This is a genomic window from Agrobacterium sp., from assembly GCF_059499945.1.
In genome coordinates, this window is record NZ_JCABZP010000015.1 from 356,734 (window position 1) to 379,123 (window position 22,390).

Below are 22,390 nucleotides of genomic sequence, written 5' to 3' on the forward strand. Positions count from 1 at the left end.
ATCCAAAGCCTCCTCCGCTTTTCGATCGGATCGTCAGATTGCCTTCAAGCGTTCACCCGCAATGTCTTCGATATAATCCTCCAGCCCACGCACCTCTTCGGGGGTTAAAAACAGCCCCTGCTTGGTGCGGCGCCACAGAATATCCTCCGCCGTCAGCGCCCATTCCCTCGCCATCAGCCAGCGAACCTCAGCCTCGTAGAGCGTGCCGCCGAAAAACCGCCCCATCGCCGCCGTCTCAGTCGCATTGCCGATCAGCGCCGTCGCATCCGTTCCGTAGCAGCGCACAAGCCGCTTTGCATGACGCTCTTCGAGAAAGGGGTAACGTGAACGCAGCGCCGAAACTTCCGCGACGTAGGCTTCGGCACCGAAATCTCCACCCGGCAAATGCGAGCCCGCGGTCCATGGCGCACCCTTTTCACCCAGCGCATCGCCGATTTTTTCAAGAGCATGTTCGGCAAGCCGCCGATAGGTGGTGAGCTTGCCGCCGAAAATATTGAGAAGCGGCGCTTCGCCTTCCGCCCCTTCGGTTTTCAGCACATAATCGCGGGTCGCTTCCTGCGCTTTTGACGCGCCGTCATCGAACAAGGGCCGCACGCCGGAATAGGTCCAGACGATATCCGCCGGCCCCACCGGTTCAGCGAAATATTCGCTCGCCGCATTGCAAAGATAGCTGATCTCCTCGTCGCTGATCTTAACAGCACGGGGGTCGGCGGTATAGTCGCGATCCGTCGTGCCGATCAGCGTAAAGTCCTGTTCGTAAGGGATGGCGAAGATAATGCGGCCATCAGGATTCTGGAAAAAATAGGCGCGCGGATCGGAAAACTTCTTGCGCACGATGATGTGGCTGCCTTGCACGAGGCGGACATTGTGGACATTGTTTTTACCGAATGTCGAAGACAGCACCTTGTCCACCCAGGGGCCGGCGGCATTCACCAGCATGCGCGCCCGGTGGGTCTTGGCTTCTCCGGCGACATTTTTCGTTTCAATCCGCCAGAAGGCGCCTTCGCGCCGGGCCGAAACCACCTGCGTACGATTGAGGATCAAAGCACCGCGATTAGCGGCATCGCGGGCATTCAGCACCACAAGACGGGCATCGTCCACCCAGCCATCCGAATATTCAAAGGCGCGGGCGAAAATCGGCTTCAGCGGCTTTCCGGCGGGATCACGGCGCAGATCAAGCGAGCGTGTGGCGGGCAAAAGCTTGCGGCCGCCGAGATGGTCGTAAAGAAATAACCCGAGACGCACGAGCCAGGCCGGGCGCACGCCACCCTTCTGGAACGGTAGTACGAAGCGCATCGGCCAGATGATGTGCGGCGCCATGGCCCACAGCACCTCACGCTCCATAAGCGCTTCGCGCACCAGACGAAATTCGTAATGTTCGAGATAACGCAAACCGCCATGGATGAGTTTGGTCGCGGCGGACGAGGTGCCGGAGGCAAAATCGTTCATTTCCGCAAGCGCCACGGAATAGCCCCTGCCAACGGCGTCACGCGCGATGCCGCAGCCATTGATACCGCCGCCGATCACGAAAATATCGTGAATTGCCTCGTCAGACATGGACCCTCCCGTGCTTTCATCGACGCTCTCCTCATCGATATATTGAAAGCACAGCCATCTAATTCGAAGACAAAACGAATGTCAAACGAAATCAAAAAGCCCCTTGAATCAGGCGTCGCGACCCTCGGTTTCGATCAGCCGGACATCGTGATCGGCACAGATGGTACGGATGGAATCAACAGGACAATGATCGGTAATGAAGGTGTGCACCTGGGAAAGATGACCGATACGCACGGGGGCCGTGCGCTCGAATTTAAGCGAATCCGACACCAGAATGACATGGCGCGCATTGGAGATGATCGCCTGCGCCACCTTGACCTCACGGAAGTCAAAGTCGAGCAAAGCCCCGTCTTCATCGATGGCCGAAACGCCGATGACGGCAAAATCAACCTTGAACTGGCGGATGAAATCCACAGCCGCCTCGCCGACGATACCACCATCGGAACCGCGCACGACACCGCCGGCAATCACCACTTCGATGCCGGGGAAAACCCTCAACCTGTTGGCAACATTGATGTTGTTGGTAATAACCATCAACTCGTGATGATCCGCGAGCGCTTCACCAACTGCCTCGGTCGTGGTGCCTATATTGATGAAAAGCGACGAGTTATTGGGGATGAGGGCCGCGGCAGCGGCGCCGATCGCCTGTTTTTCGGACGATGCGATGGCGCGGCGCGCCTCGTATTTGACGTTTTCATTGCCGCTTGGAAAGAGCGCGCCGCCGTGGATGCGGGTCAGCACCCGCGTATCGCAGAGATCGTTCAGATCCTTGCGGATCGTCTGGGGGGTCACCGAAAACCGCGCCGCCAGTTCATCGACCAGCACCCGGCCGTTCGCTTTCGCCAGCGCAACGATTTCATCCTGACGCGGTGTGAGCAGCATTTCACCCTCCCTCCTCTTTCAATTTTTTCGTTTTATTGAAGAGCGAACGAAAAACCAATGTCAAGGGAGGGTTTACGGTGAGAAGGATCGCCGGTTAGCGGAAACCATCAAAAATCTTGTTAGCCGGCTTTTTGAACAGGCCCAGCATCGGCTTCCTCGTTGCGGGTAACGGAAAATGCCGCGGAGGCGTTATGGAACGTATCACCGATGCCAATCAGCACAGGTTCGTTCACGCCCAGTCTCTCGACCGCGGCAGCCAGTTGCGCAAGCGAACCGCACCATCGTCGCTCATTGGCGCGGCTGACGGAAATCATCACCACCACGGGTGTCGATGCGGGCATTCCCTGGGCAAGCAGGCAGGACTGAATATCGCCGGCGGTTCGTCCGCCCATATAAAAGACAGTGGTGACGGAGGGGTTCGACAGGGACTGCCAGTCGATATTCTCCGGCAGCTTCCCCTGCCGGGAATGACCAGTGATGAAGCGTACCGACTGGGCATGGTCGCGATGGGTCAAGGACACGCCTAGGCGCGAGGCCATGGCGCTTGCGGCAGTGATGCCGGGCACGACTTCGACCGGGATATTTTCGGCCTCCAGCGCGGCGATCTCCTCGCCGGCGCGCCCGAAAATCATCGGATCGCCGGATTTCAGCCGCACCACCCGTTTTCCGGCCTTGGCGAGGCGGATCATCATCTCGTTGATGTCTTCCTGCCTGCAGCTTTCCCGGCCACCACGTTTGCCAACCAGCATGCGCTTCGCCTCCCGCCGCGCCAGTTCCAGCACTTCGGCTGAAACAAGATCGTCGAACAGGATGACATCGGCCGCCTGCAAAGCGCGCACCGCTTTCAGAGTCAGCAGTTCGGCATCGCCCGGTCCGGCGCCTACAAGCGTCACCAGCCCGGCGCGCGAACCCACCCGACCGGCCTGCGTTCCGATATCCGCAAGCAGCCGTTCTTCGCTGCCTTCATCCAGCCTTTCGGTGAACGCCCGATCGACGAATTTTTCCCAGAAAGAGCGTCGCGCCGGACCCGGCACGAGTCGCAGATTGACGCGCTCGCGAATTGTCTGGGCAAGCGCGCCCCAGTCCTTGAGGGCCAGCGGCAGCAAGGTTTCGATGCGCCGGCGGATGGCCTGCGCCAGGATGGGTGCGGCGCCATCGGTGGAAATCGACACCACCACCGGCGAGCGATTGACGATGGAGCCGAACTGGAACTGGCAGAACTCCGGCTTGTCGATGACATTGACGGGAATGCCAGCCGCTCGTGCGGCATGGTAAAATCTTTCCGCCTCTTCATCGGTCTCGCAATCCGCCAGCGCTAGTTCCGCGCCCTTGAAAATATCCGCACCCCATGAACGGTCATGCCATATCAGCATCGGGCTTTTTGCGACGAGCGTCGCGAAGCTTTCCGAAAGCTCGCTTTCCTCACAATAAAGATGAAGTTCCGCCCCGCAGGCCAGCAGCAGTTCCGCCTTCCAGGCCGCCCCATCCGATCCGCCCGCCAAAACCACGCGCTTGCCCTCAAGTCCCCAGAAGACAGGCAACTTAGCGAGCTTCTCCATACGAGCCGGTTCATTCCGCTGCGGTTTTAAGGCATCCATCGATGATCCCCCTGATTTCAGCGCGGCAGGAGCCGCAATTGGTTCCGGCATTCAACGCCTTGCCGATGGCTTCGACACTGTGGCAGCCATCACGGATAGCGGCCGTGATCTGGTTCACCCCGACATTGAAGCAGGAGCAGACCGTCGCACCCGGATCAGCCCGGCCCGCACCGGGACGCCCGGCGACCAGCGCAAAGCGCATGCGCAAATCCTCGTGGCGCTCAGTAAGTTGCGAGATCGCCCAGTTGCGGGCAACGGCCACCGGTTCATTGGCAATGAACAGTGCCGCAAGCAGTGTTTCGCCGTCGAAAAAGGCGAGACGCAGATCGCCCGTCTGCCGGTCGCTGTAACCCAGCGGCTCGATCCTGGCATCGATGCCGAAAACCTGTCGCGCCCAGAGCGTCCAGTCCTGCGGCTCTTCGGCAAAGGCAAGCTCCATGCGATAGCCGCCATCGGCTTTGGCGATGGCCCAGTAGGCGCAATCCGGCGCATCGGGCCGGGTGCGGGAAATGGCAAAACCATAGGCCTTCGCCGCAAAACGCCTTGCCTTCACCGCCACGTTTTTCGAAGCGGGCTGGCCGGAATGCGGATCCGTAACAGGTGCCACAACCATATCGATGCGCGCCCGCGAGGCAAACTGATCGTTCCAGTGCATCGGTACGAAGACCGAACCGCGCGCCTGCCTTTCGCTGACCAGCGCCCGCAGCAGAACCTTGCCATGCGGGCTCTCCAGCTCCACCAGATCGGCGCTTTCAATTCCCAGCGCCTGCGCATCGCGCGGGTGAAGTTCGGCGAAAGGTTCGGCAATATGGGCGGTGAGCCGCGCGCTTTTGCCGGTGCGGGTCATGGTATGCCATTGATCGCGGATGCGGCCGGTATTCAGTGTCAGCGGATAATCGGGCGATGTCCTGCCGGTTTTCGGCAAGGCGGTGGCGATGAATCGCGCCTTTCCATCGGCATGGTAAAAACGGCCGTCTGCGAAAAAGCGGGTAACGGCGGTCTCGCCAAGCCGGGCTTTCGGCCATTGAAAGGGCGGCATCGTTTCGTAGGAGAGCCGTTCGATCCCGCTAATATCGAAATCGCGGCTTCCGGCATTCTCGAAGCCGGAAAGCGCTGCATGTTCGGCGAAAATCTCCGATGCCTGGCCATAATCGAAGGCGGCGTCGAAACCCATGCGCCTGCCCACCTCCGCCATCTGCCACCAGTCGGCCCTTGCTTCGCCGGGCGCATCGAGGAAACCGCGCTGGCGGGAAATGCGCCGCTCTGAGTTGGTTACCGTGCCGTCCTTTTCTCCCCAGCCGAGCGATGGCAGAAGGATATCGGCGTGGCGGGCCGTGTCGGTACTGGCCATGACCTCGGAGACCACAACGAAAGGACAAGCCTTGATGGCCGCCTCGACGGCACCGGCATCCGGCATGGAAACCACCGGATTGGTCGCCATGATCCACAGCGCCTTGATGCGGCCGTCGGCCACCGCCCTGAACATATCCACCGCTTTGAGGCCGGGCTTTTGCGCAATGGCGGGTGAGGTCCAGAAGCGCTGCACGCGATCACGGTCGTCAGCATTTTCGATAACCATATGGGCGGCCAGCATATTGGCCAGTCCGCCGACCTCGCGTCCGCCCATGGCGTTCGGCTGCCCGGTCAGCGAAAACGGGCCCATACCCGGCCGGCCGATGCGGCCGGTGGCAAGGTGGCAATTGATGATGGCGTTGACCTTGTCCGTGCCGCTCTGCGACTGGTTGACGCCCTGGCTGTAACAGGTGACGGTTTTTTCCGTGCGTTCGAACAATTCGTAAAAGGAAATCAGTTCGGCGATTGTCAGGCCGGTGGTCTCGGCGATATCGGGCAAGCTGTATTCGGTTGCTGCCTGCATCGCAGCGCCAAAGCTGACCGTATGGTTTTCCACATAGCCGTGATCGATTGCAGAACTATCGGCAAGATGCGCCAGCAAGCCGACAAACAGCGCCACATCTCCATCCGGGCGGATGGCGAGATGCATATCGGCAATATCGGCACTCATCGTCCGGCGCGGATCGATGACGACGACCTTCATCTCCGGCCGCGCCGATTTTGCGGCGGCAAGGCGCTGATAGAGAACCGGGTGGCACCAGGCGAGATTGGAACCGGTGAGAATCACCAGATCGGCGAGCTCCATATCCTCATAGGTGCCGGGCACCGTGTCAGCCCCGAAAGCGCGGCGATGGCCGGCGACCGAAGACGACATGCAAAGTCTTGAATTCGTATCGATATTGGCCGAGCCGATGAAACCTTTCATCAGCTTGTTAGCGAGGTAATAATCCTCCGTCAGCAATTGGCCGGAGACGTAAAAGGCCACCGAATCCGGGCCATGCTCGGCTATGGCTTCAGAAAAGCGGGTGGCGACGAGATCAAGGGCTTCGTCCCACGTCGCCCGTCTGCCGTCAATTTCGGGATGGAGAAGGCGGCCATCGAGATCGATGGTTTCGGCCAGAGCCGAACCCTTGGAACACAGCCGGCCGAAATTGGCGGGGTGGTCCTGATCGCCTTTGACGGAAACGGCGCCATTGTCGTTGACGGTGGCGATGACACCGCAGCCGACGCCGCAATAGGGACAGGTGGTTTTTGTTTCAACGGGCATGGGTTTGCCCTCTCAGTGCGTGGCGCTTCCCCCCCTCTGTCCTGCCGGACATCTCCCCCTCAAGGGGGGAGGTCGACAAGCGTAAGGCTCCCCGCTCTATATCGACGGGCGGCGCGGCCAGCTGGGAACGGAAGCGCGTGCCGCAATTGATCTCCCCCCTTGAGAGGGAGATGTCCGGCAGGACAGAGGGGGGTAAAATCGCCGCCATCGCAATTCACTCCGCCGCAATCATCAGAGTTTCAAGCGCGATGGAAAGCCGGCCGTCGAGATTGCGGACGGGGATAGTCTTCACCTCCCCCTCATCCGCCCCCAAAGCCTTGCCGGTTTCCAGCGAAATGACCCAATTGTGCAGGGGACACGTCACCGAAGCCCCATGCACGATGCCCTGAGACAACGGGCCGCCCTTATGCGGGCAATGATCCTCAATCGCGAAGACCTGATTTTCCGCCGTGCGGAATACGGCGATCTTGCCCATCGGCGTTTTCACGCAACGCGCACCACGCAGCGGGATGTCGGAGATGTCGCCAATATCAATCCAGTTGCTGTCCATCGTTCTCACTCCGCCGCTTCACTGAAACCGATTGCCGCCATGGGCCTGAACTCATGCTTGTCGTGGCCGGATACACGTTCGGACCATGGATCAACCTGCGCGAATTTCTGGCTGAAGACGAAGCGGTCGAAATAGCCCTTGCGCTTTTCAGCATCGTCCATGATCTGGCGACGAACCTCGTCGTAGCCGATACGCTTGGCCCATTTGTAGATGCGCTCGAGGTAACGCGCCTGTTCGCGGTACATCTGGGTCAGCGCCACGATATGCTCCAGCGCCTCATCCTCGGTCCTCACGAGACCGAGCACTTCCGTGCCCTTGATATCGAGACCGGCGGCACCGGCGAAATGGATTTCAAAACCGGAATCGACGCAGATGACGCCGATATCCTTGCAGGTGGCCTCCGCACAGTTGCGCGGACAGCCCGAGACGGCGAGCTTAAGCTTGGCGGGTGTCCATGAGCCCCACATGAATTTTTCGATGCGGATGCCGAGACCGGTGGAATCCTGCGTGCCGAAACGGCACCATTGCTGGCCGACGCAGGTCTTCACTGTGCGCAGGCCTTTGGCATAGGCCTGACCGGAGATAAAACCGGCCTTGCCGAGATCGGCCCAGACCGCCGGCAAATCCTCCTTCTCGATACCGAGAAGATCGATGCGCTGGCCGCCGGTCACCTTCACCATCGGGATTTCGAACTTGTCGACCACATCCGCAATTGCCCGGAGCTCAGAGGAAGAGGTGACGCCGCCCCACATGCGCGGGACGACGGAATAGGTGCCGTCCTTCTGGATATTGGCGTGAACGCGCTCATTGATATAACGCGACTGATAATCGTCGGCATATTCATCCGGAAAGTCGCAGACGAGGTAATAATTGAGCGCCGGCCGGCACTTGGCGCAGCCGCAGGAGGTTTTCCATTCCAGCTCCTGCATCACGGCAGGAATGGTCTTCAGACCCTTGGCCTTGATCAGGCGGCGCACATCGTCATGGCCGAGATCGGTGCATTTGCACATGGGCTGCACGGCGGCGGGATTGTAGCTGTCGCCCAGCGTTATCGTCATCAACTGCTCGACAAGACCGGTGCAATTACCGCAGGAGGCGGACGCCTTGGTGTGGGCACGCACATCGTCCAGCGAGGTCAGCCCTTTGGAAGTTATAACCGAAGTGATCTTGCCCTTGCAGACGCCGTTGCAGCCGCAGATTTCCGCATCATCCGGCAAGGCTGCAACGGCCGCCATAGGGTCCAGCGGAGACCCTCCCTGATAGGCCTGGCCGAAGATAAGGGTTTCGCGCATGGTCGAGATATCGGTCGATTTCTTCATCAGGTCGAAGAACCACGACCCATCCGCCGTCTCGCCGTAAAGAACCGCGCCAATGATGCGGTTTTCCTTGAGAATGAGACGCTTGTAGACGCCGGCGGTGGCATCGCGCAGCACGATTTCCTCGCGGTCATCGCCTTCGGCGAAGTCGCCGGCGGAAAACAGGTTGATGCCTGTCACCTTCAGCTTCGTATTGGTGACAGAGCCGTGATATTCGGCCGAACCGCCGCAAAGCCGGTCAGCCAGCACGCGGGCCGATTCATAAAGCGGCGCAACGAGGCCATAGCACATGCCGCGATGCTCGGCGCATTCGCCGAGCGCGTAGATCGAGGCGTCCGACGTCATCATGCCGTCATCCACCACGATGCCGCGATTGACGGCGATGCCGGCTTCCTTGGCGAGACCCGAGGCCGGGCGGATACCGACCGCCATCACCACCATATCGCCCTTGATGATCCGGCCGTCCTCGAGCTCGATGCCCTCGACCTTGTCCTCACCGAGAATGCACTTGGTGTTGGCCTTGGTGATGATGTCGATGCCGCGCTCGTTCAGCGCCTTTTCTAAGAGATAGGCCGCTGCCGGATCGAGCTGACGCTCCATGATGGTCGGCATCAGATGGATGACGGTGACATCCATGCCCTGACGCTTCAGGCCGTAAGCCGCCTCCAGTCCGAGAAGACCCGCACCGATGACGATGGCGCGGCCTTTGCCTTCAGTGATTTCCAGCATCTTCGTCACGTCGTCGAGATCGCGATAGGCGAGCACGCCGGGTAATTGATGACCGGGAACGGGAATGATGAAGGGCAGGGAACCGGTGGCGATCACCAGCCTGTCGTAAGAGGCCGTGATGCCGTTTTCGCTGGTCACGGTTTTCTTGTCACGGTCGATGCCGGTGACTTTCGCGCCCTTGTGCAGCGTCACATTATTAGCCGCATACCATTCGTCATTATGAATGACGATGTCCTCATAGCTCTTTTCGCCTGAGAGCACAGGCGAGAGCATGATGCGGTCGTAATTGACGCGCGGTTCGGCGTTGAAAATCGTGACGTCGTAAAGGCCGGGGGCGGTTTCGAACAGGTTTTCCAGCATGCGCCCCGGCGCCATGCCATTGCCGATGATGACGAGTTTTTGCGCCATAGTCGTTACTCCGCGGCTTCGACGAAGCGGTGACGTTCGTAAAGGAACTTCAGCACGGCTTCGCGGCATTTGAGGTAGGTCTTGTCGGAGGCAAGCTCGATGCGGTTGCGCGGGCGTGCCAGCGGCACGTCAAGCACCTCGCCGATATGGGCGGCGGGCCCGTTGGTCATCATCACGATGCGGTCGGAAAGCAGCACCGCCTCGTCCACATCATGGGTGATCATGACCATGGTGTTGCCGAGACGGGCGTGAATTTCCATCACCGCGTCCTGAAGATGAGCGCGGGTCAGCGCGTCCAGCGCGCCGAAGGGCTCATCCAGCAGCAGGATTTTCGGCTCCATGGCGAGCGCGCGGGCAATGCCGACGCGCTGTTTCATGCCGCCGGAAATTTCCGAAGGTTTCTTGTCCTTGGCATGGGCCATCTGCACGAGATCGAGATTGCGCATGACCCAGTCATGCCGCTCGGCGCGGGTCTTGGTGTTGCGGAAGACCTTTTCCACGGCAAGATTGACGTTTTCATAGACCGAAAGCCAGGGCAGCAGGCTGTGGTTCTGGAACACGACGGCGCGTTCAGGCCCGGGTTCATTGACCTCCCGGTTTTCGAGAAGCACCGCACCGGCGGAGACTTTCGTCAGCCCGGCGATGAGGTTGAGCATGGTGGACTTGCCGCAGCCAGAATGGCCGATGACCGAGACGAATTCACCTTTTTCGATGGTGAGGTTGATGCCTTTCAGCACCTCGGCGCGCGAGCCGCCCTTGTCGAAATATTTGTCGATATGATCGAGCTTCAGATAAGCGTTCATAATATTGGCCCTCTCAATTCGCCGCAGCGCCGCGGGTGATGACCTTGCCAAGCGCCGCCACGAGCTTGTCGAGCATGAAGCCGACAACGCCGATGTAGGCGAGCGCCACGATAATGTCGGGCAGGCGCGAGGAATTCCACGCATCCCAGATGAAGAAGCCGATGCCGACGCCGCCGGTCAGCATTTCCGCAGCCACGATGGCGAGCCACGAAAGACCGATGCCGATGCGCAGGCCGGTGAAGATGTAAGGAGCGGCCGACGGCAGCATGATTTTGAAGAAGAATTCGAGCTGGTTGAGCCGCAGCACCTGCGCGACATTGCGGTAATCCTGCGGAATATTGCGTACGCCAACCGCCGTATTGATGATGACCGGCCAGATGGAGGTGATGAAAATCACGAAAATGGCCGATGGATTGCTGTCCTGAAAGGCAGCCAGCGAAAGCGGCAGCCAGGCGAGCGGCGGCACGGTGCGCAGCACCTGAAAGATCGGATCAAGGCCGCGCATGGCCCAGACCGACTGGCCGATCACCGCACCGAGGATGATGCCGGCAATGGCGGCGAGGCCGAAACCATAGGCCACACGCTCAAGCGAGACCAGAACGCGCAGCCCAAGGCCGATATCCTGCGAACCATTCTGGAAAAACGGCGATACGATGAGATCGTAGCTTTCCTCGAAGACCTGGCTAGGCGGCGGCAGCGAGGAGCCGGGCGCGGAACAGAGCAGCTGCCAGACGCCGAGCAGCATGGCGAGAACGACAAGCGGCGGTATGATGTTACGAGCCGCCGCAGCACCCCATTTGCGCAGATCGATCCGCGGCGACTGTTTCGGTGCAAGCGCCACGACGTTTGCCTTCTGCGCCACCGGCTGCTGCGGCTCTTCGTTGAATTTTCGGGCCAATGCGGACATGGGCATTTCCTCTTGATTTCGGTTGCGGTCTGGGCTCGCCCCTCATCCGGTCTTCAGCAGCGCCGGTTGGGCAGAGCTGCTGGCGGATGAGGAGCGACGCCCGGGTCTCCTCCTCAGGAGGCCGCCTTGATGGACAGACTTTCGAGATAGGCAGATGGATTTTCAGGATCGAACACCTTGCCATCGAAGAAGGTTTCCTTACCGCGCGAAGTGGAAGCGGGAAGATCCGCAACGCCGAGATCCTTGGCCGCCGCGCGCCAGATATCCTCGCGGTTTACCTTCTCCACCAGCGCTTTCACGTCCGTATCCGGCGCGAATTTGCCCCAGCGGATGTTTTCCGCGATGAACCAGCTGTCATGGCTGCGGAAGGGATAGGACGCATGGTCCTGCCAGAACTTCATCTGCAGACCGGTATTTTCGAGCGCGCGACCGTTGCCGTAATTGATATTGCCCTTGAGGCGTCCAAGAACGTCCTTCGGCGGCACGTTGAACCATTGGCGCTTGCCGAGGATGGTGGACATTTCCTCCTTGTTCGCCATCTCATCGCACCATTGCTGCGCCTCCATCACGGCCATCAGCAGCGCCTTGGTGGCGTTGGGGTTCTTTTCCACCCAGTCGGCGCGCATGCCGAGCGCCTTTTCCGGATGGCCCTTCCAGAGCTCTCCGGTGGTACAGGCAGTAAAGCCGATGCCCTGATTGACGAGCTGTTCATTCCACGGCTCGCCCACACAGAAGACGTCCATATTGCCGACCTTCATGTTGGCAACCATCTGCGGCGGCGGAACGACGATGGTGGAGACGTCCTTGTCCGGATCGATGCCGCCAGCGGCGAGCCAGTAGCGGATCCAGAGATCATGGGTGCCGCCGGGAAAGGTCATCGCGGCCTTGATTTCCTTGCCTTCGGCCTTCTTCTTCTCGAAAGCAGCCTTCAATTTGGAAGCATCGAGCTGAACGCCGGTTTCGGCATATTCCTTGGCGACGGAAATGCCCTGGCTGTCGAGGTTGAGGCGGGCGAGGATGGTCATCGGCACCGGCACATTGTTCTGGGTCACCTTGCCGGTATGCATGAGATAGGGCATCGGCGTCAGAATATGCGCGCCATCAATGCCGTTGGATGCGCCACCAAGCACGAGATTGTCGCGAGTCGCGCCCCAGGAGGCCTGCTTCAGAACCTCGACATCAGGCATGCCATGCTTGGCGAACAGCCCCTTTTCCGCCGCGATGATGAGCGGGGCGGCATCGGTCAGCGCGATAAAGCCGATTTTCGCACCTTTTACTTCCGGCTCGGCGGTGGCTGCGAAAGCACCCGATGGAAAGGCCACGCGCACAGCGCTGACAAGGGCTGCGGTGGCGGTCGTCTTCAGTATCGTGCGGCGGCTGACAGCGCCGGAGAATATCTTTTTCATTCGCATGTTCCCCTTATTGGGCCACCTCTGCGGGTGACGTTTTCGCTTGCGAAAAAACCTGAAAATAAAAAACGCCGCTCGGTGTTTGCACCGGCGGAACGGGAGGTGTTCCGGGCAGCAAAACCTTGCGACGTCTGTGTCTTTGAAAGCGCCTATGCCGCGCCCTGCTCGCCCCGATCGCCGTTGACCGGTGCAAACAAGGAGACGCAAGAGGCGTGCCAGTTTTCTAGATGGAAGCTATATTATTGTAAATAAAACAGAATTTCAGAAATTCTGTCAGGCGATTAAATTTTAACCAGCCGCAATTTTGTCTATCGTTTACGCAACTGGAAAAATTCCGCGCTTGAAATTTGCGCAGCTAGCCCGGCTGAACTGCTCTCAGGCTTCGCCTTGGGAGGTAGAAACAGGGGCAGAACTGCGCACGGCAAAACCATTCACATACCCTGTAATGTCAGCGGGATCGAAGACGAAGCCGTCCACAAAACGGTCGCCAGCCTCCTGTCCTTCGATACGAATATCGGCATCATCAGGCGCATTGGCATCGCCCAGCGCCGCCCGATAAATATCCGGCCGATAAGCGGACAGGGCAGCTTCTACGCCACCTTGCGAAAACTCCGCCTGCCCCCAGCGGATCATCTGGCTGTAAATCCACAATGCCTGGCTCCGGCGCGGATAATTGGCATGACCACCGTGGAACAGGAAATATTTGTCGATAACCCGGCGGTTGCCCTGGCTGTCAATATTGAATTCACCGGCAAGAACGTGGCGGATGATGCTTTCCGGCGCGCCGATATAGCGGGGATCAGCAAGCACCCGGCTTAGATCGTCGTGATTTCCCGCAACATCACACCAGCGCGCGGCAGCATCGAGCGCCGTCAACAGCCGGCCGACCGTTTCCTGCTGGTTTTCCGCCCATTCCGGCCGCATGCCGATGACCTTTTCCGGCGCAGAAGGCCACAGGTCCTGCTTGGCGGCAACGATCCGCCCAACACCGCGCTCGGCGGCGACGATGTTCCAAGGCGCTCCGACGCAGAAACCGTCGATAGCCCCTGCGGCCAACGCGTCCGACGTCAATGGCGGCGGCACCACCACAAGCTTGACGTCGTGATCGGGGTGAATGCCACCGGCGGCGAGCCAATAGCGGAATTCGTAATTATGCGATGAAAACGGATAGGTCATGCCGAGTGTCGGCGGCGGTTCGCCGCGCGCCCGCATATCATCGAGTACCCGCTTCAACGCTTCGGCATTTTCGAGTGCGCCCGCCATTTCGGAAAGCCCTGTCAAAGCCTTCATCCGGGCAAACAGGCGGGTCGAAAGCGTGATCGCATTGCCGCCGCGTCCGAGCGAAAAAGGCGTAATCGTCGGCGACGGGTTGGAACCGAGCCCGAGCATGGAGGCGACGGGCATCGGCGACAGCATATGCGCGATATCGAATTGCCGGAACGCCAGCCGGTCGCGCACATTCGCCCAAGAGACATCTTTGACGAGATCGAGCGAAAGGCCTTCGCGTTCGGCAAAACCGAATTCGGCAGCGGCGATCAGGACGGATGCATCGACAAGCGGGATAAAGCCGGCACGCAGGATTTTCTGCCGGTCGCCGCCGACGATTGCCGGCGCGCCCGGGGCTTTCGTTACTCCGCCGTCTGATCCGGCCGTTTTTTCCGGTGCCGCCATATCATGCACTCCTTGACTGTCCGACCGGCGGTTCGTCACATCAACAAACCGGCCGCGGTGACCACGCTTTGCGCGATCTCGGAAATCTTCTTTTTCTCATTCATCGCCGTCTGGCGCAGAAGCGCGAAGGCCTCCTCTTCGGAAAGGCCGCGCATCTTCATCAGGATGCCCTTGGCGCGCTCGATGACCTTGCGTTCCTCAAGCGCCGACTTGGCGTCGGCAAGTTCCCGTTGCAGGCGGCTGAAAGCATTAAAGCGGCTGACCGCCATATCGAGAATGGGTTTGACCCGCTCTTTCTTCAACCCGTCGACGACATAGGCGGAAACACCCGCCTCGACGGCAGCCTCGATGGAGGCGGTGTCCGAACGATCGACAAACATGGCGATGGGGCGACCGACCGTGCGGGTGAGCTGGAACAGATGCTCCATCATGTCACGATTGGGATTTTCCAGATCGATGAAGATGACATCGGGCTGCAGCGTCTCGATGGTGCGCGCCACCCCGTTCACCTCGTGGATGACCGTGACGCGGTGATATCCGGCCTCGCGCAGCCCCTCCTCGATGATGGAGGCGCGGATCGCGTTTTCGTCTATAACGAGAATGGTCAGGTCGCGAAGCGTCATGTCAGCATTGATGACGCAGCGCAGCAAACTTGGCAATCGGCTGCGGATGCAAAAAATGGATGGAGCGGCAAGGGCCGTTTTTTCCCCTGCCGCCCATCATGTCACGATGCGTGTTCTACGGCGCGTTCAAGCGCCTTCAAAACCGTTCGCTCGGAAAGATTGAGATAAATTTCCATCTCGTCGCCAGCCTCTCCAGCTTTTCCCTCTTCCATCAGCGAAAGTATCTTGCTGTTCATGTCCACAAAGGGGGAATGAAGCTGTTCGGGATCTTTCAAAAGCCCGAAACAAAGCCTGAGTTCAGCGGCGATGCGCTCGTAAAAATCGCTGAGACGGGCGCTGTCGAGGAGATCGACGACGGCGGCATGAAACGTCATGTTGGCGCTGCCCACGCCCAGCCAGTCGGCCTCGTCACGCTTGACCTTGGCATCTTCGACCGCTGCCCGCATCGCTTTGATCGCGGGGTGCTTGTGCCAGGCCTGGCGCAGCGCGCCACATTCCACCATGCGCCGCACCCGATAGATATCGATGACCGAAGACATGGTGGGAACGGCGACAAACACGCCGCGATTGGCCTCGTGGCGCAACAGGCCGTCCTTGGTCAGCAGCCGGAAAGCTTCGCGCAGCGAATTGCGGGAGACGTCGAAACGTTCACTGAAGGCTGCCTCTGAAAGGCGCTGCCCCGGCATCAGCTCGCCTGATATCAGCAGGGTGCGGATACCCTTGGCCAATCGATCCGCAAGCGGCAGACCCTCTATCGTTTCCGTCATGACGCTCCTTTCCGTAAGAGCAATGCAGCATCGGGAATTCCGTGACAGGCATGTTCGGACACGGCATGATTGCCCATAGCACAAAGCATTAGCAAAGCACGAAAAAAACGTGATGAATTCCTGCGCATAACGTCCAACAAATGAACAGAATAAGAGAACGATTATTATTTATTGTTGAACAATATTGACAATTTCGCGGAACACGACAAGATCGGCCGCATAAAGCATCCGCGAGGGGCGGATTGCGATTGGAGCGGAGAAAATCCATGGAGCAGAACAAGCTCTCGCCCGCCGACCCTAACGAGGTTGCGCGCAAGGCGAAGAATCAGCGTTATGCCTTGCTTTCGGCAATGTTCCTGATGTCGATGTCGGCCGTCGGACCGGGCTTCATCACGCAGACGGCGAATTTCACGGTGAAACTGGGCGCCGCATTCGCATTCGCCATCATTATTTCCATACTGATCGACTTCGTCGTGCAGGCCAATATCTGGCGCATCGTCACCATCACCCGCATGCGCGCGCCGGCGATCGCCAATGCCGCCATTCCGGGCTCGGGTTATCTGCTCGCCATTCTCGTCATCATCGGCGGCCTGTTCTTCAACATCGGCAATATCGGCGGCGCAGGCCTCGGCTTCAACGCCATGATCGATCTCGACCCGAAGATCGGTGGCGCGATTGGCGCGCTGGCGGCCATCGGCATCTTCCTGTCGCGCCGGGCGGGCATCGCCATGGACCGCGTCGTTTTCGTGGCCGCCTTCGTCAAACTCGCGCTGATCGTTTATGCGGCTTACGTCTCCGGCCCGCCCGTGGCGGAAGCCTTCCGCCAGACCTTCCTGCCCGATACCATCGATTTCGTCACCATCACCACCATCGTCGGCGGCACGGTCGGCGGTTATATCACCTATGCTGGCGCACATCGCCTGCTGGACAAGGGCATGGTGGGCGTTGAAAATATCAACGCGGTCAATCGTGCGGCCCTGAGCGGCATCGCGATTACCGGCGTGCTGCGCTACATCCTGTTCCTTGCCATCCTCGGTGTCGTCGCCAGCGGCGTGGTCATCGATCTCTCCGGCAAGGCGGCAAACCCCGCCGGCCAGGCTTTCCATGCCGCCGCCGGCGATATCGGCTTCCGCCTGTTCGGCGCGGTCTTCCTCGCCTCGGCCATGACCAGCATCATTGGTGCGGCCTATACCTCCGTGTCGTTCCTGACGGCTTTCAAGCCTGACATAACGGAGCGCCAGCGAAACCTGGCAACCGTCGGCTTCATCGCCATTTCGCTGATCGCCTATGTCATCATCACCACACCGCCTGCAGCCATGCTCGTCTTCGTCGGCGGCCTCAACGGTCTCGTTCTGCCGATCGGCCTTTCGATCTTCATGTATGCAGCCTGGAAACGCGCCGATCTGATGCACGGTTATCACTACCCGCGCTGGTTGCTGGTGCTTGGCGTGCTGACCTGCGCACTCACCTGGTATATGGCCTATAAGTCGGCGGGCGCGATCTTCGCCCTGCTCGGCTACTGATAAATTCAAGGGAGGCAAACATGGCCGCTATCGATCTCAACAGCGATCTTGGCGAAAGTTACGGCGCGTGGCGCATGGGTGACGACGAGGCGATGCTCGCCATCGTCTCCAGCGCCAACATCGCCTGCGGATTTCACGCAGGTGATCCGGCCGGCATCTACCGCACCGTCAAGGCCGCTGCCGAAAAAGGCGTGGTTGTCGGCGCCCATGTCTCCTATCCGGACCGCGTCGGCTTCGGCCGCCGCGATCTGGACACGACCTCGGAAGAGCTGATTGCCGATGTCATCTATCAGATCGGCGCGCTGAAAGGCGTCGCCGCCGCTGCCGGCACCACGGTGCGTTACGTCAAACCGCATGGCGCGCTCTACAACCGCATCGCCAATGACGCGAAACAGGGGCAGGCCGTTATCGACGGCATCAAGGCGATAGACTCGTCGCTGGTATTGATGGGCCTTGCAAATGCCCCCATCCTCGATCTCGCCCGCAAGTCCGGTCTTGCCGTCGTTGCCGAAGCCTTTGCGGATCGTGCCTATACGCCTCAGGGCCAGCTCGTTTCCCGCCGGGAAGCCGGTGCCGTCCTGCATGATGCGGCAAAGATCGCCGACCGTATGGTGCAGCTCGCCCGCGAAGGCACGCTGGAGGCAATCGATGGCAGCATCATAAAAATCGAGGCGCAATCCATCTGCGTGCATGGCGACAGCCCCGGCGCGGTTGCCATCGCCCAGGAAATCCGCCGCCGTTTCGAGGCTGATGGCATCGACATCCGCTCCTTCGCATTCAATCGCTGAAAGGGTAGCCGATGACGATACCGACATCCTATCTCAACCACACGGACGCGGACGCCGCGCGAAAGGCCCGCGCCATCTATCGCGACGGCCTCGTCGCCCCAACCTCTGGCATCGCACCCGGCTTCACGCAGGCGAACATGATCGTGCTGCCGCGCGACTGGGCTTTCGATTTCCTGCTTTATGCGCAGCGCAATCCCAAACCCTGCCCGGTGCTTGATGTCTCCGATCCCGGCTCGCCCACCACGCTTCTCGCGCCCGGTGCCGATCTCAGAACTGATCTACCGCTCTACCGCATCTGGCGGGACGGCAAGCTTGCCGAGGAAACGGCTGATGCCACCGCTGCGTGGGCTGAGCGTGACGATCTCGTCGCTTTCCTGATCGGCTGCAGCTTCACCTTCGAAACGCCGATGGTGGAAGCGGGCATCGAAATCCGCCACATGACCGACAAGAGCAATGTGCCAATGTATCTCACCAACCGGCCCTGCCGTCCGGCGGGTCGGCTGAAGGGCAATATGGTCGTTTCCATGCGGCCGATCCCGGCGTCGCGTGTTGCCGATGCGGCAACCATTTCGGGACGTTTTCCGGCGGTGCATGGCGCGCCCGTGCATGTCGGCGCGCCGGAAGAAATCGGCATCATCGATCTTGCCAAACCCGACTTCGGTGATGCGGTGCGGATCGAGCCGGGTGAGGTTCCGGTCTTCTGGGCCTGCGGTGTGACCCCTCAGGCCGCGGTCATGGCATCCGGCGTGCCTTTTGCGATCACCCATGCGCCGGGCCACATGTTCATCACCGATATTCCCGATTCCGCCTATCACGCGTGAGGATATGATGCGTTTTCTCCCCGTCAGCCTCACCACCATTCTTGTCGAACTTGCCGATCTCGATGAAACGCTGGCGCTTTTCGCCTCGCTTCAGAGTGATCCGGTCGAGGGCATCGAAGAGACGGTGCCGGCGGCCCGCACGTTGATGATCCGCTTTCGCCCCGAAAAGATCGGTGCGGAGATGCTGGCCGCGCAGCTCGCAAGCCGCGATCTCTCGGCGAAAATTGCACCTTCGGACAATCTCGTCGAAATCCCCGTCCATTATAATGGCGAGGACCTCGCCGATGTTGCCGAACTGACCGGCATGAGCATCGAAGAGGTCATCCGTCGCCACACCGAAAGCGAATTCACCGTGGCCTTTTGCGGCTTCGCTCCCGGTTTCGGTTATCTGGTCGGCGGCGATCCGGGCCTGCATGTGCCGCGCCGGCAAAGCCCGCGCACCCGCATTCCCGCCGGCTCAGTGGCATTGGCTGGTGCCTTCAGCGGCGTCTATCCGCAAAACAGCCCCGGCGGCTGGCAGATCATCGGCACGACGCCGGTGAAAATGTGGGATATTGACCGCGATCCCGGCGCACTTTTCCAGCCGGGTTACCGGGTGCGTTTCTTCGACATGAACAAGGCCGGCAAGACGGTCGATATTCCCGTCTCGGCACCGCGTAGTTCGCAAAAAGAACCGACAAAGGACGGCCCACATTTCGAGGTGCTCGCCGCACCCATGCCCGCCATCTTTCAGGATCTCGGCCGCTTCGGCCAGACCGGGCAGGGTGTATCGGCTTCAGGCGCCTTGGATCGCGGTGCGTTCAACGCCGCAAACCGCATCGTCGGCAATCCGGTTAATACGCCGTGCCTTGAACTGACGCTCGGCGGTTTTTCCTTCAGGAGCACAAGCCGCACTGTCATCGGCATTGCCGGTGCGCCCTGCCCCGTCACCATTACCACGGCGGATGGCAGCTTCGCGGCAAAGACCGATGGCCCGGTATCCCTCGAACCCGGCGATGTCGTGACTTTCGGCCAGCCGCCGAAGGGCATGCGCTGTTATCTTGCGGTACGCGGCGGCTTTGATGTTGAGCCGGTACTCGGCAGTTTCGCAACCGATACGCTCGCTGTTGTCGGTCCCGAACCGGTGGGCGCTGGCGCCGTCCTTTCGCTCAAGGGTGAGAAGTCCGGCCTCTCCAGCGTATCGATCAACGAAGTTCCGGCCTTCGAACCTCCGGCAACCGGTGAGGTCGTGACACTGGACGTCGTTCTCGGCCCCCGCACCGACTGGTTCACGCAGAAGGGTATCGAGACGCTGACCGGCCAGTTCTGGCAGGTCACGCCGCAATCGAACCGCGTCGGCATCCGCCTTGCCGGCGACGTGCCGGTGGAACGCAAGGACAGCGCCGAACTGCCGAGTGAAGGCACGGCGACAGGGGCGATCCAGATACCGCATAGCGGCCAGCCGGTTCTCTTCCTTGCCGATCACCCGCTGACCGGCGGTTATCCCGTCATCGGCGCGGTGGCGGAATATCATCTCGATCTTGCCGGGCAGATCCCCGTCAACGCCAAAATCAAATTCCGCCCGATCGGCCTATTCGCCGAAATCGCGGCCAAGAACATAGAATTCCGAGGAGAAGAGCGATGAAAAAAGTGCTGATTGCCAATCGCGGCGAGATCGCGGTGCGCATCATCCGCGCATGTCGCGATTATGGCCTGCAATCGGTCGCCGTTTATGCCGATCCCGATCAGGATGCGCTTTTCGTCCGGCTGGCGGATGAAGCCTATGCGCTGGAAGGCGTGCGCCCGGCCGAGACCTATCTCGATATCACCAAGCTGATCGCGATTGCCAAACGTGCCGGCGCGGATGCCGTGCATCCCGGCTACGGCTTCCTGTCCGAGCGTGCTGAATTCGCGCAGGCCGTGCTTGATGCCGGCTTGATCTGGATCGGCCCGGACCCGCAGGTTATCGAAGCATTGGGCGACAAGGTCGAGGCGCGGCGCATCGCCACCGGCGTCGGCGCACCGCTGGTCGCCGGCAGCGACGGCCCGGTCTCTTCCGCCGCCGAAGTCACCGCCTTTGCCGAAGAACACGGCCTGCCCGTCGCCATCAAGGCAGCGCATGGCGGCGGTGGTCGCGGTCTGAAGGTTGCGTGGAAGATGGAAGAGATCGCCGATCTCTACGAATCCGCCGTGCGCGAGGCGACGGCCGCCTTCGGCCGCGGCGAGTGCTTCCTCGAACGTTTCCTTGACCGGCCGCGCCATATCGAGGCGCAGGTTCTCGCCGACAAGCACGGCAATGTGCTGGTACTCGGCACCCGCGACTGCTCGCTGCAGCGCCGGAACCAGAAACTGATCGAAGAAGCCCCTGCCCCCTTCCTGTCCGCCGAACAGCGTCAGAAAATCCACGCGGCCGCCAAGGCGATCTGCGCCGCTGCAGGTTATTCCGGCGCCGGCACCGTCGAATTCCTTCTCGGCGTCGACGGCACGATTTCTTTCCTTGAGGTCAATACGCGCCTGCAGGTGGAACATCCGGTTACCGAGGAAACCACAGGCATCGATCTCGTCATCGAACAGTTCCGCATTGCCGAAGGCCACAAGCTACGGGTGCTCGAAACGCCGGAGCCGCGTGGCCACTCCATGGAGTTCCGCATCAATGCCGAAGATCCCGGCCGGGGTTTCCTGCCCACACCCGGCTCGATCTCGGTTTTCGACGCACCTTCAGGTCCCGGGATTCGCGTGGATAGCGGTGTCGTCAGCGGCTCCAGCGTGCCTGGCGTATTCGACTCGCTGATGGCGAAGCTGATCGTCACCGGTGCCGACCGCGATCAGGTCCTGCGTCGCGCCCGCCGCGCGCTGAAGGAGTTCCGCATCGAAGGCATCGCCACGGTGCTGCCATTTCATCGCGCCGCGATCGAAACCGAAGACTTCATCGGCACGGACGGTTTAAAGGTTCATACCCGCTGGATCGAGACCGATTTCGCCGCCATGCCGGATGCGATGGAACGACCGGCACCGGCCGACGACCCTTCCGTTACTCGCACTTTTCTGGAAATCGACGGCAAGCGCGTATCGGTTGGCCTGCCCAGCCTGCTGCTCTCCAGTCTCGGTGCGGTTAGCGGCAGCAGCGCGGCTGTTCCGGGCGCCGCCGCCACCAAGGAAAAGGAAGGTGAAATCCTCGCCCCGGTTTCCGGCACCTTGCAGTCCTTCAAGGTGGAAGACGGCGACACGGTTTCGCAAGGCGATCTTTTGGCCGTCATGGAAGCCATGAAGATGGAGACGCAGATTGTCGCCCCCAAGGCCGGCAAAGTCCGTCTGATCGTCAAGGAAGGCGACTATCTGCAGGCGGGCGCTGCTCTTCTCGACATAGCCGGCTAATATACGGGCGGGCCATCGGGCCTCACAATTGCAGATCGCGCATCCCCGGCGGCGGAACCCTTTT

The 22,390-nt window shown here is 60.4% G+C and carries 17 protein-coding genes; 5 read left to right on the top strand and 12 right to left on the bottom strand.

The genetic code is table 11. The features are described from left to right. Positions 1-33: 33 nt before the first annotated feature. The 12 genes from AC5I5B_RS19195 to AC5I5B_RS19250 form a co-directional block, all read right to left on the bottom strand. Entirely contained in the window at positions 34-1,557 is a 1,524-nt protein-coding gene (locus AC5I5B_RS19195) for a glycerol-3-phosphate dehydrogenase (protein WP_003505883.1), read from the bottom strand. A gap of 108 nt (positions 1,558-1,665) precedes the next feature. Further along, the gene (locus AC5I5B_RS19200; protein WP_003505873.1) at positions 1,666-2,439 is read right to left on the bottom strand and encodes a DeoR/GlpR family DNA-binding transcription regulator; all 774 of its coding nucleotides are present in this window, start codon (positions 2,437-2,439) and stop codon (positions 1,666-1,668) included. A 119-nt stretch (positions 2,440-2,558) separates the two neighbouring features. Beyond that, positions 2,559-4,037, bottom strand: a complete 1,479-nt coding sequence (gene cysG / locus AC5I5B_RS19205; RefSeq protein WP_020812586.1) for a siroheme synthase CysG — start codon at positions 4,035-4,037, stop codon at positions 2,559-2,561. Beyond that, positions 4,009-6,657, bottom strand: a complete 2,649-nt coding sequence (locus tag AC5I5B_RS19210; protein ID WP_111834788.1) for a nitrate reductase — start codon at positions 6,655-6,657, stop codon at positions 4,009-4,011. Before AC5I5B_RS19210 ends, cysG begins: the two co-directional genes overlap by 29 nt. A 214-nt stretch (positions 6,658-6,871) precedes the next feature. Continuing rightward, on the bottom strand, positions 6,872-7,207 hold the full coding sequence (gene nirD / locus AC5I5B_RS19215; RefSeq protein WP_003505867.1) for a nitrite reductase small subunit NirD: 336 nt from the start codon (positions 7,205-7,207) through the stop codon (positions 6,872-6,874). A 5-nt stretch (positions 7,208-7,212) separates the two neighbouring features. Further along, positions 7,213-9,660 carry a nitrite reductase large subunit NirB gene (gene nirB, locus AC5I5B_RS19220; protein WP_111834789.1) on the bottom strand — a complete coding sequence of 816 codons (2,448 nt, stop codon included), beginning with the start codon at positions 9,658-9,660 and terminating at the stop codon, positions 7,213-7,215. Between the two features lie 5 nt (positions 9,661-9,665). Continuing rightward, the gene (locus AC5I5B_RS19225; RefSeq protein ID WP_035225183.1) at positions 9,666-10,463 is read right to left on the bottom strand and encodes an ABC transporter ATP-binding protein; all 798 of its coding nucleotides are present in this window, start codon (positions 10,461-10,463) and stop codon (positions 9,666-9,668) included. A gap of 13 nt (positions 10,464-10,476) precedes the next feature. Next, entirely contained in the window at positions 10,477-11,370 is an 894-nt protein-coding gene (gene ntrB / locus AC5I5B_RS19230) for a nitrate ABC transporter permease (RefSeq protein WP_003505862.1), read from the bottom strand. Between the two features lie 113 nt (positions 11,371-11,483). Continuing rightward, the gene (locus tag AC5I5B_RS19235) at positions 11,484-12,776 is read right to left on the bottom strand and encodes a CmpA/NrtA family ABC transporter substrate-binding protein (RefSeq protein ID WP_003505860.1); all 1,293 of its coding nucleotides are present in this window, start codon (positions 12,774-12,776) and stop codon (positions 11,484-11,486) included. A 378-nt stretch (positions 12,777-13,154) separates the two neighbouring features. Then, positions 13,155-14,450 (bottom strand): CmpA/NrtA family ABC transporter substrate-binding protein, encoded by a 1,296-nt coding sequence (locus AC5I5B_RS19240; protein WP_111834790.1) that lies wholly within the window; start codon positions 14,448-14,450, stop codon positions 13,155-13,157. A gap of 35 nt (positions 14,451-14,485) precedes the next feature. Further along, positions 14,486-15,073 (bottom strand): ANTAR domain-containing response regulator, encoded by a 588-nt coding sequence (locus tag AC5I5B_RS19245; protein ID WP_034500932.1) that lies wholly within the window; start codon positions 15,071-15,073, stop codon positions 14,486-14,488. Positions 15,074-15,174: 101 nt separating this feature from the next. Next, on the bottom strand, positions 15,175-15,840 hold the full coding sequence (locus tag AC5I5B_RS19250; protein WP_099086293.1) for a GntR family transcriptional regulator: 666 nt from the start codon (positions 15,838-15,840) through the stop codon (positions 15,175-15,177). 266 nt (positions 15,841-16,106) lie between these two features. Between AC5I5B_RS19250 and AC5I5B_RS19255 the strand changes: the two genes are divergently transcribed. The 5 genes from AC5I5B_RS19255 to AC5I5B_RS19275 are packed head-to-tail and all read left to right on the top strand — an operon-like array spanning position 16,107 to position 22,326. Then, the gene (locus AC5I5B_RS19255) at positions 16,107-17,363 is read left to right on the top strand and encodes an NRAMP family divalent metal transporter (RefSeq protein ID WP_003505852.1); all 1,257 of its coding nucleotides are present in this window, start codon (positions 16,107-16,109) and stop codon (positions 17,361-17,363) included. A gap of 20 nt (positions 17,364-17,383) precedes the next feature. Beyond that, positions 17,384-18,151 (top strand): LamB/YcsF family protein, encoded by a 768-nt coding sequence (locus AC5I5B_RS19260; RefSeq protein WP_111834791.1) that lies wholly within the window; start codon positions 17,384-17,386, stop codon positions 18,149-18,151. An 11-nt stretch (positions 18,152-18,162) separates the two neighbouring features. Continuing rightward, complete coding sequence (locus AC5I5B_RS19265; RefSeq protein WP_003505842.1) at positions 18,163-18,972, top strand: putative hydro-lyase; 810 nt, start codon at positions 18,163-18,165, stop codon at positions 18,970-18,972. Between the two features lie 7 nt (positions 18,973-18,979). Next, entirely contained in the window at positions 18,980-20,596 is a 1,617-nt protein-coding gene (locus tag AC5I5B_RS19270; protein ID WP_111834798.1) for a 5-oxoprolinase subunit B/C family protein, read from the top strand. Then, the gene (locus tag AC5I5B_RS19275) at positions 20,593-22,326 is read left to right on the top strand and encodes an ATP-binding protein (RefSeq protein ID WP_111834792.1); all 1,734 of its coding nucleotides are present in this window, start codon (positions 20,593-20,595) and stop codon (positions 22,324-22,326) included. Before AC5I5B_RS19270 ends, AC5I5B_RS19275 begins: the two co-directional genes overlap by 4 nt. The last annotated feature ends 64 nt before the right edge of the window (positions 22,327-22,390 follow it).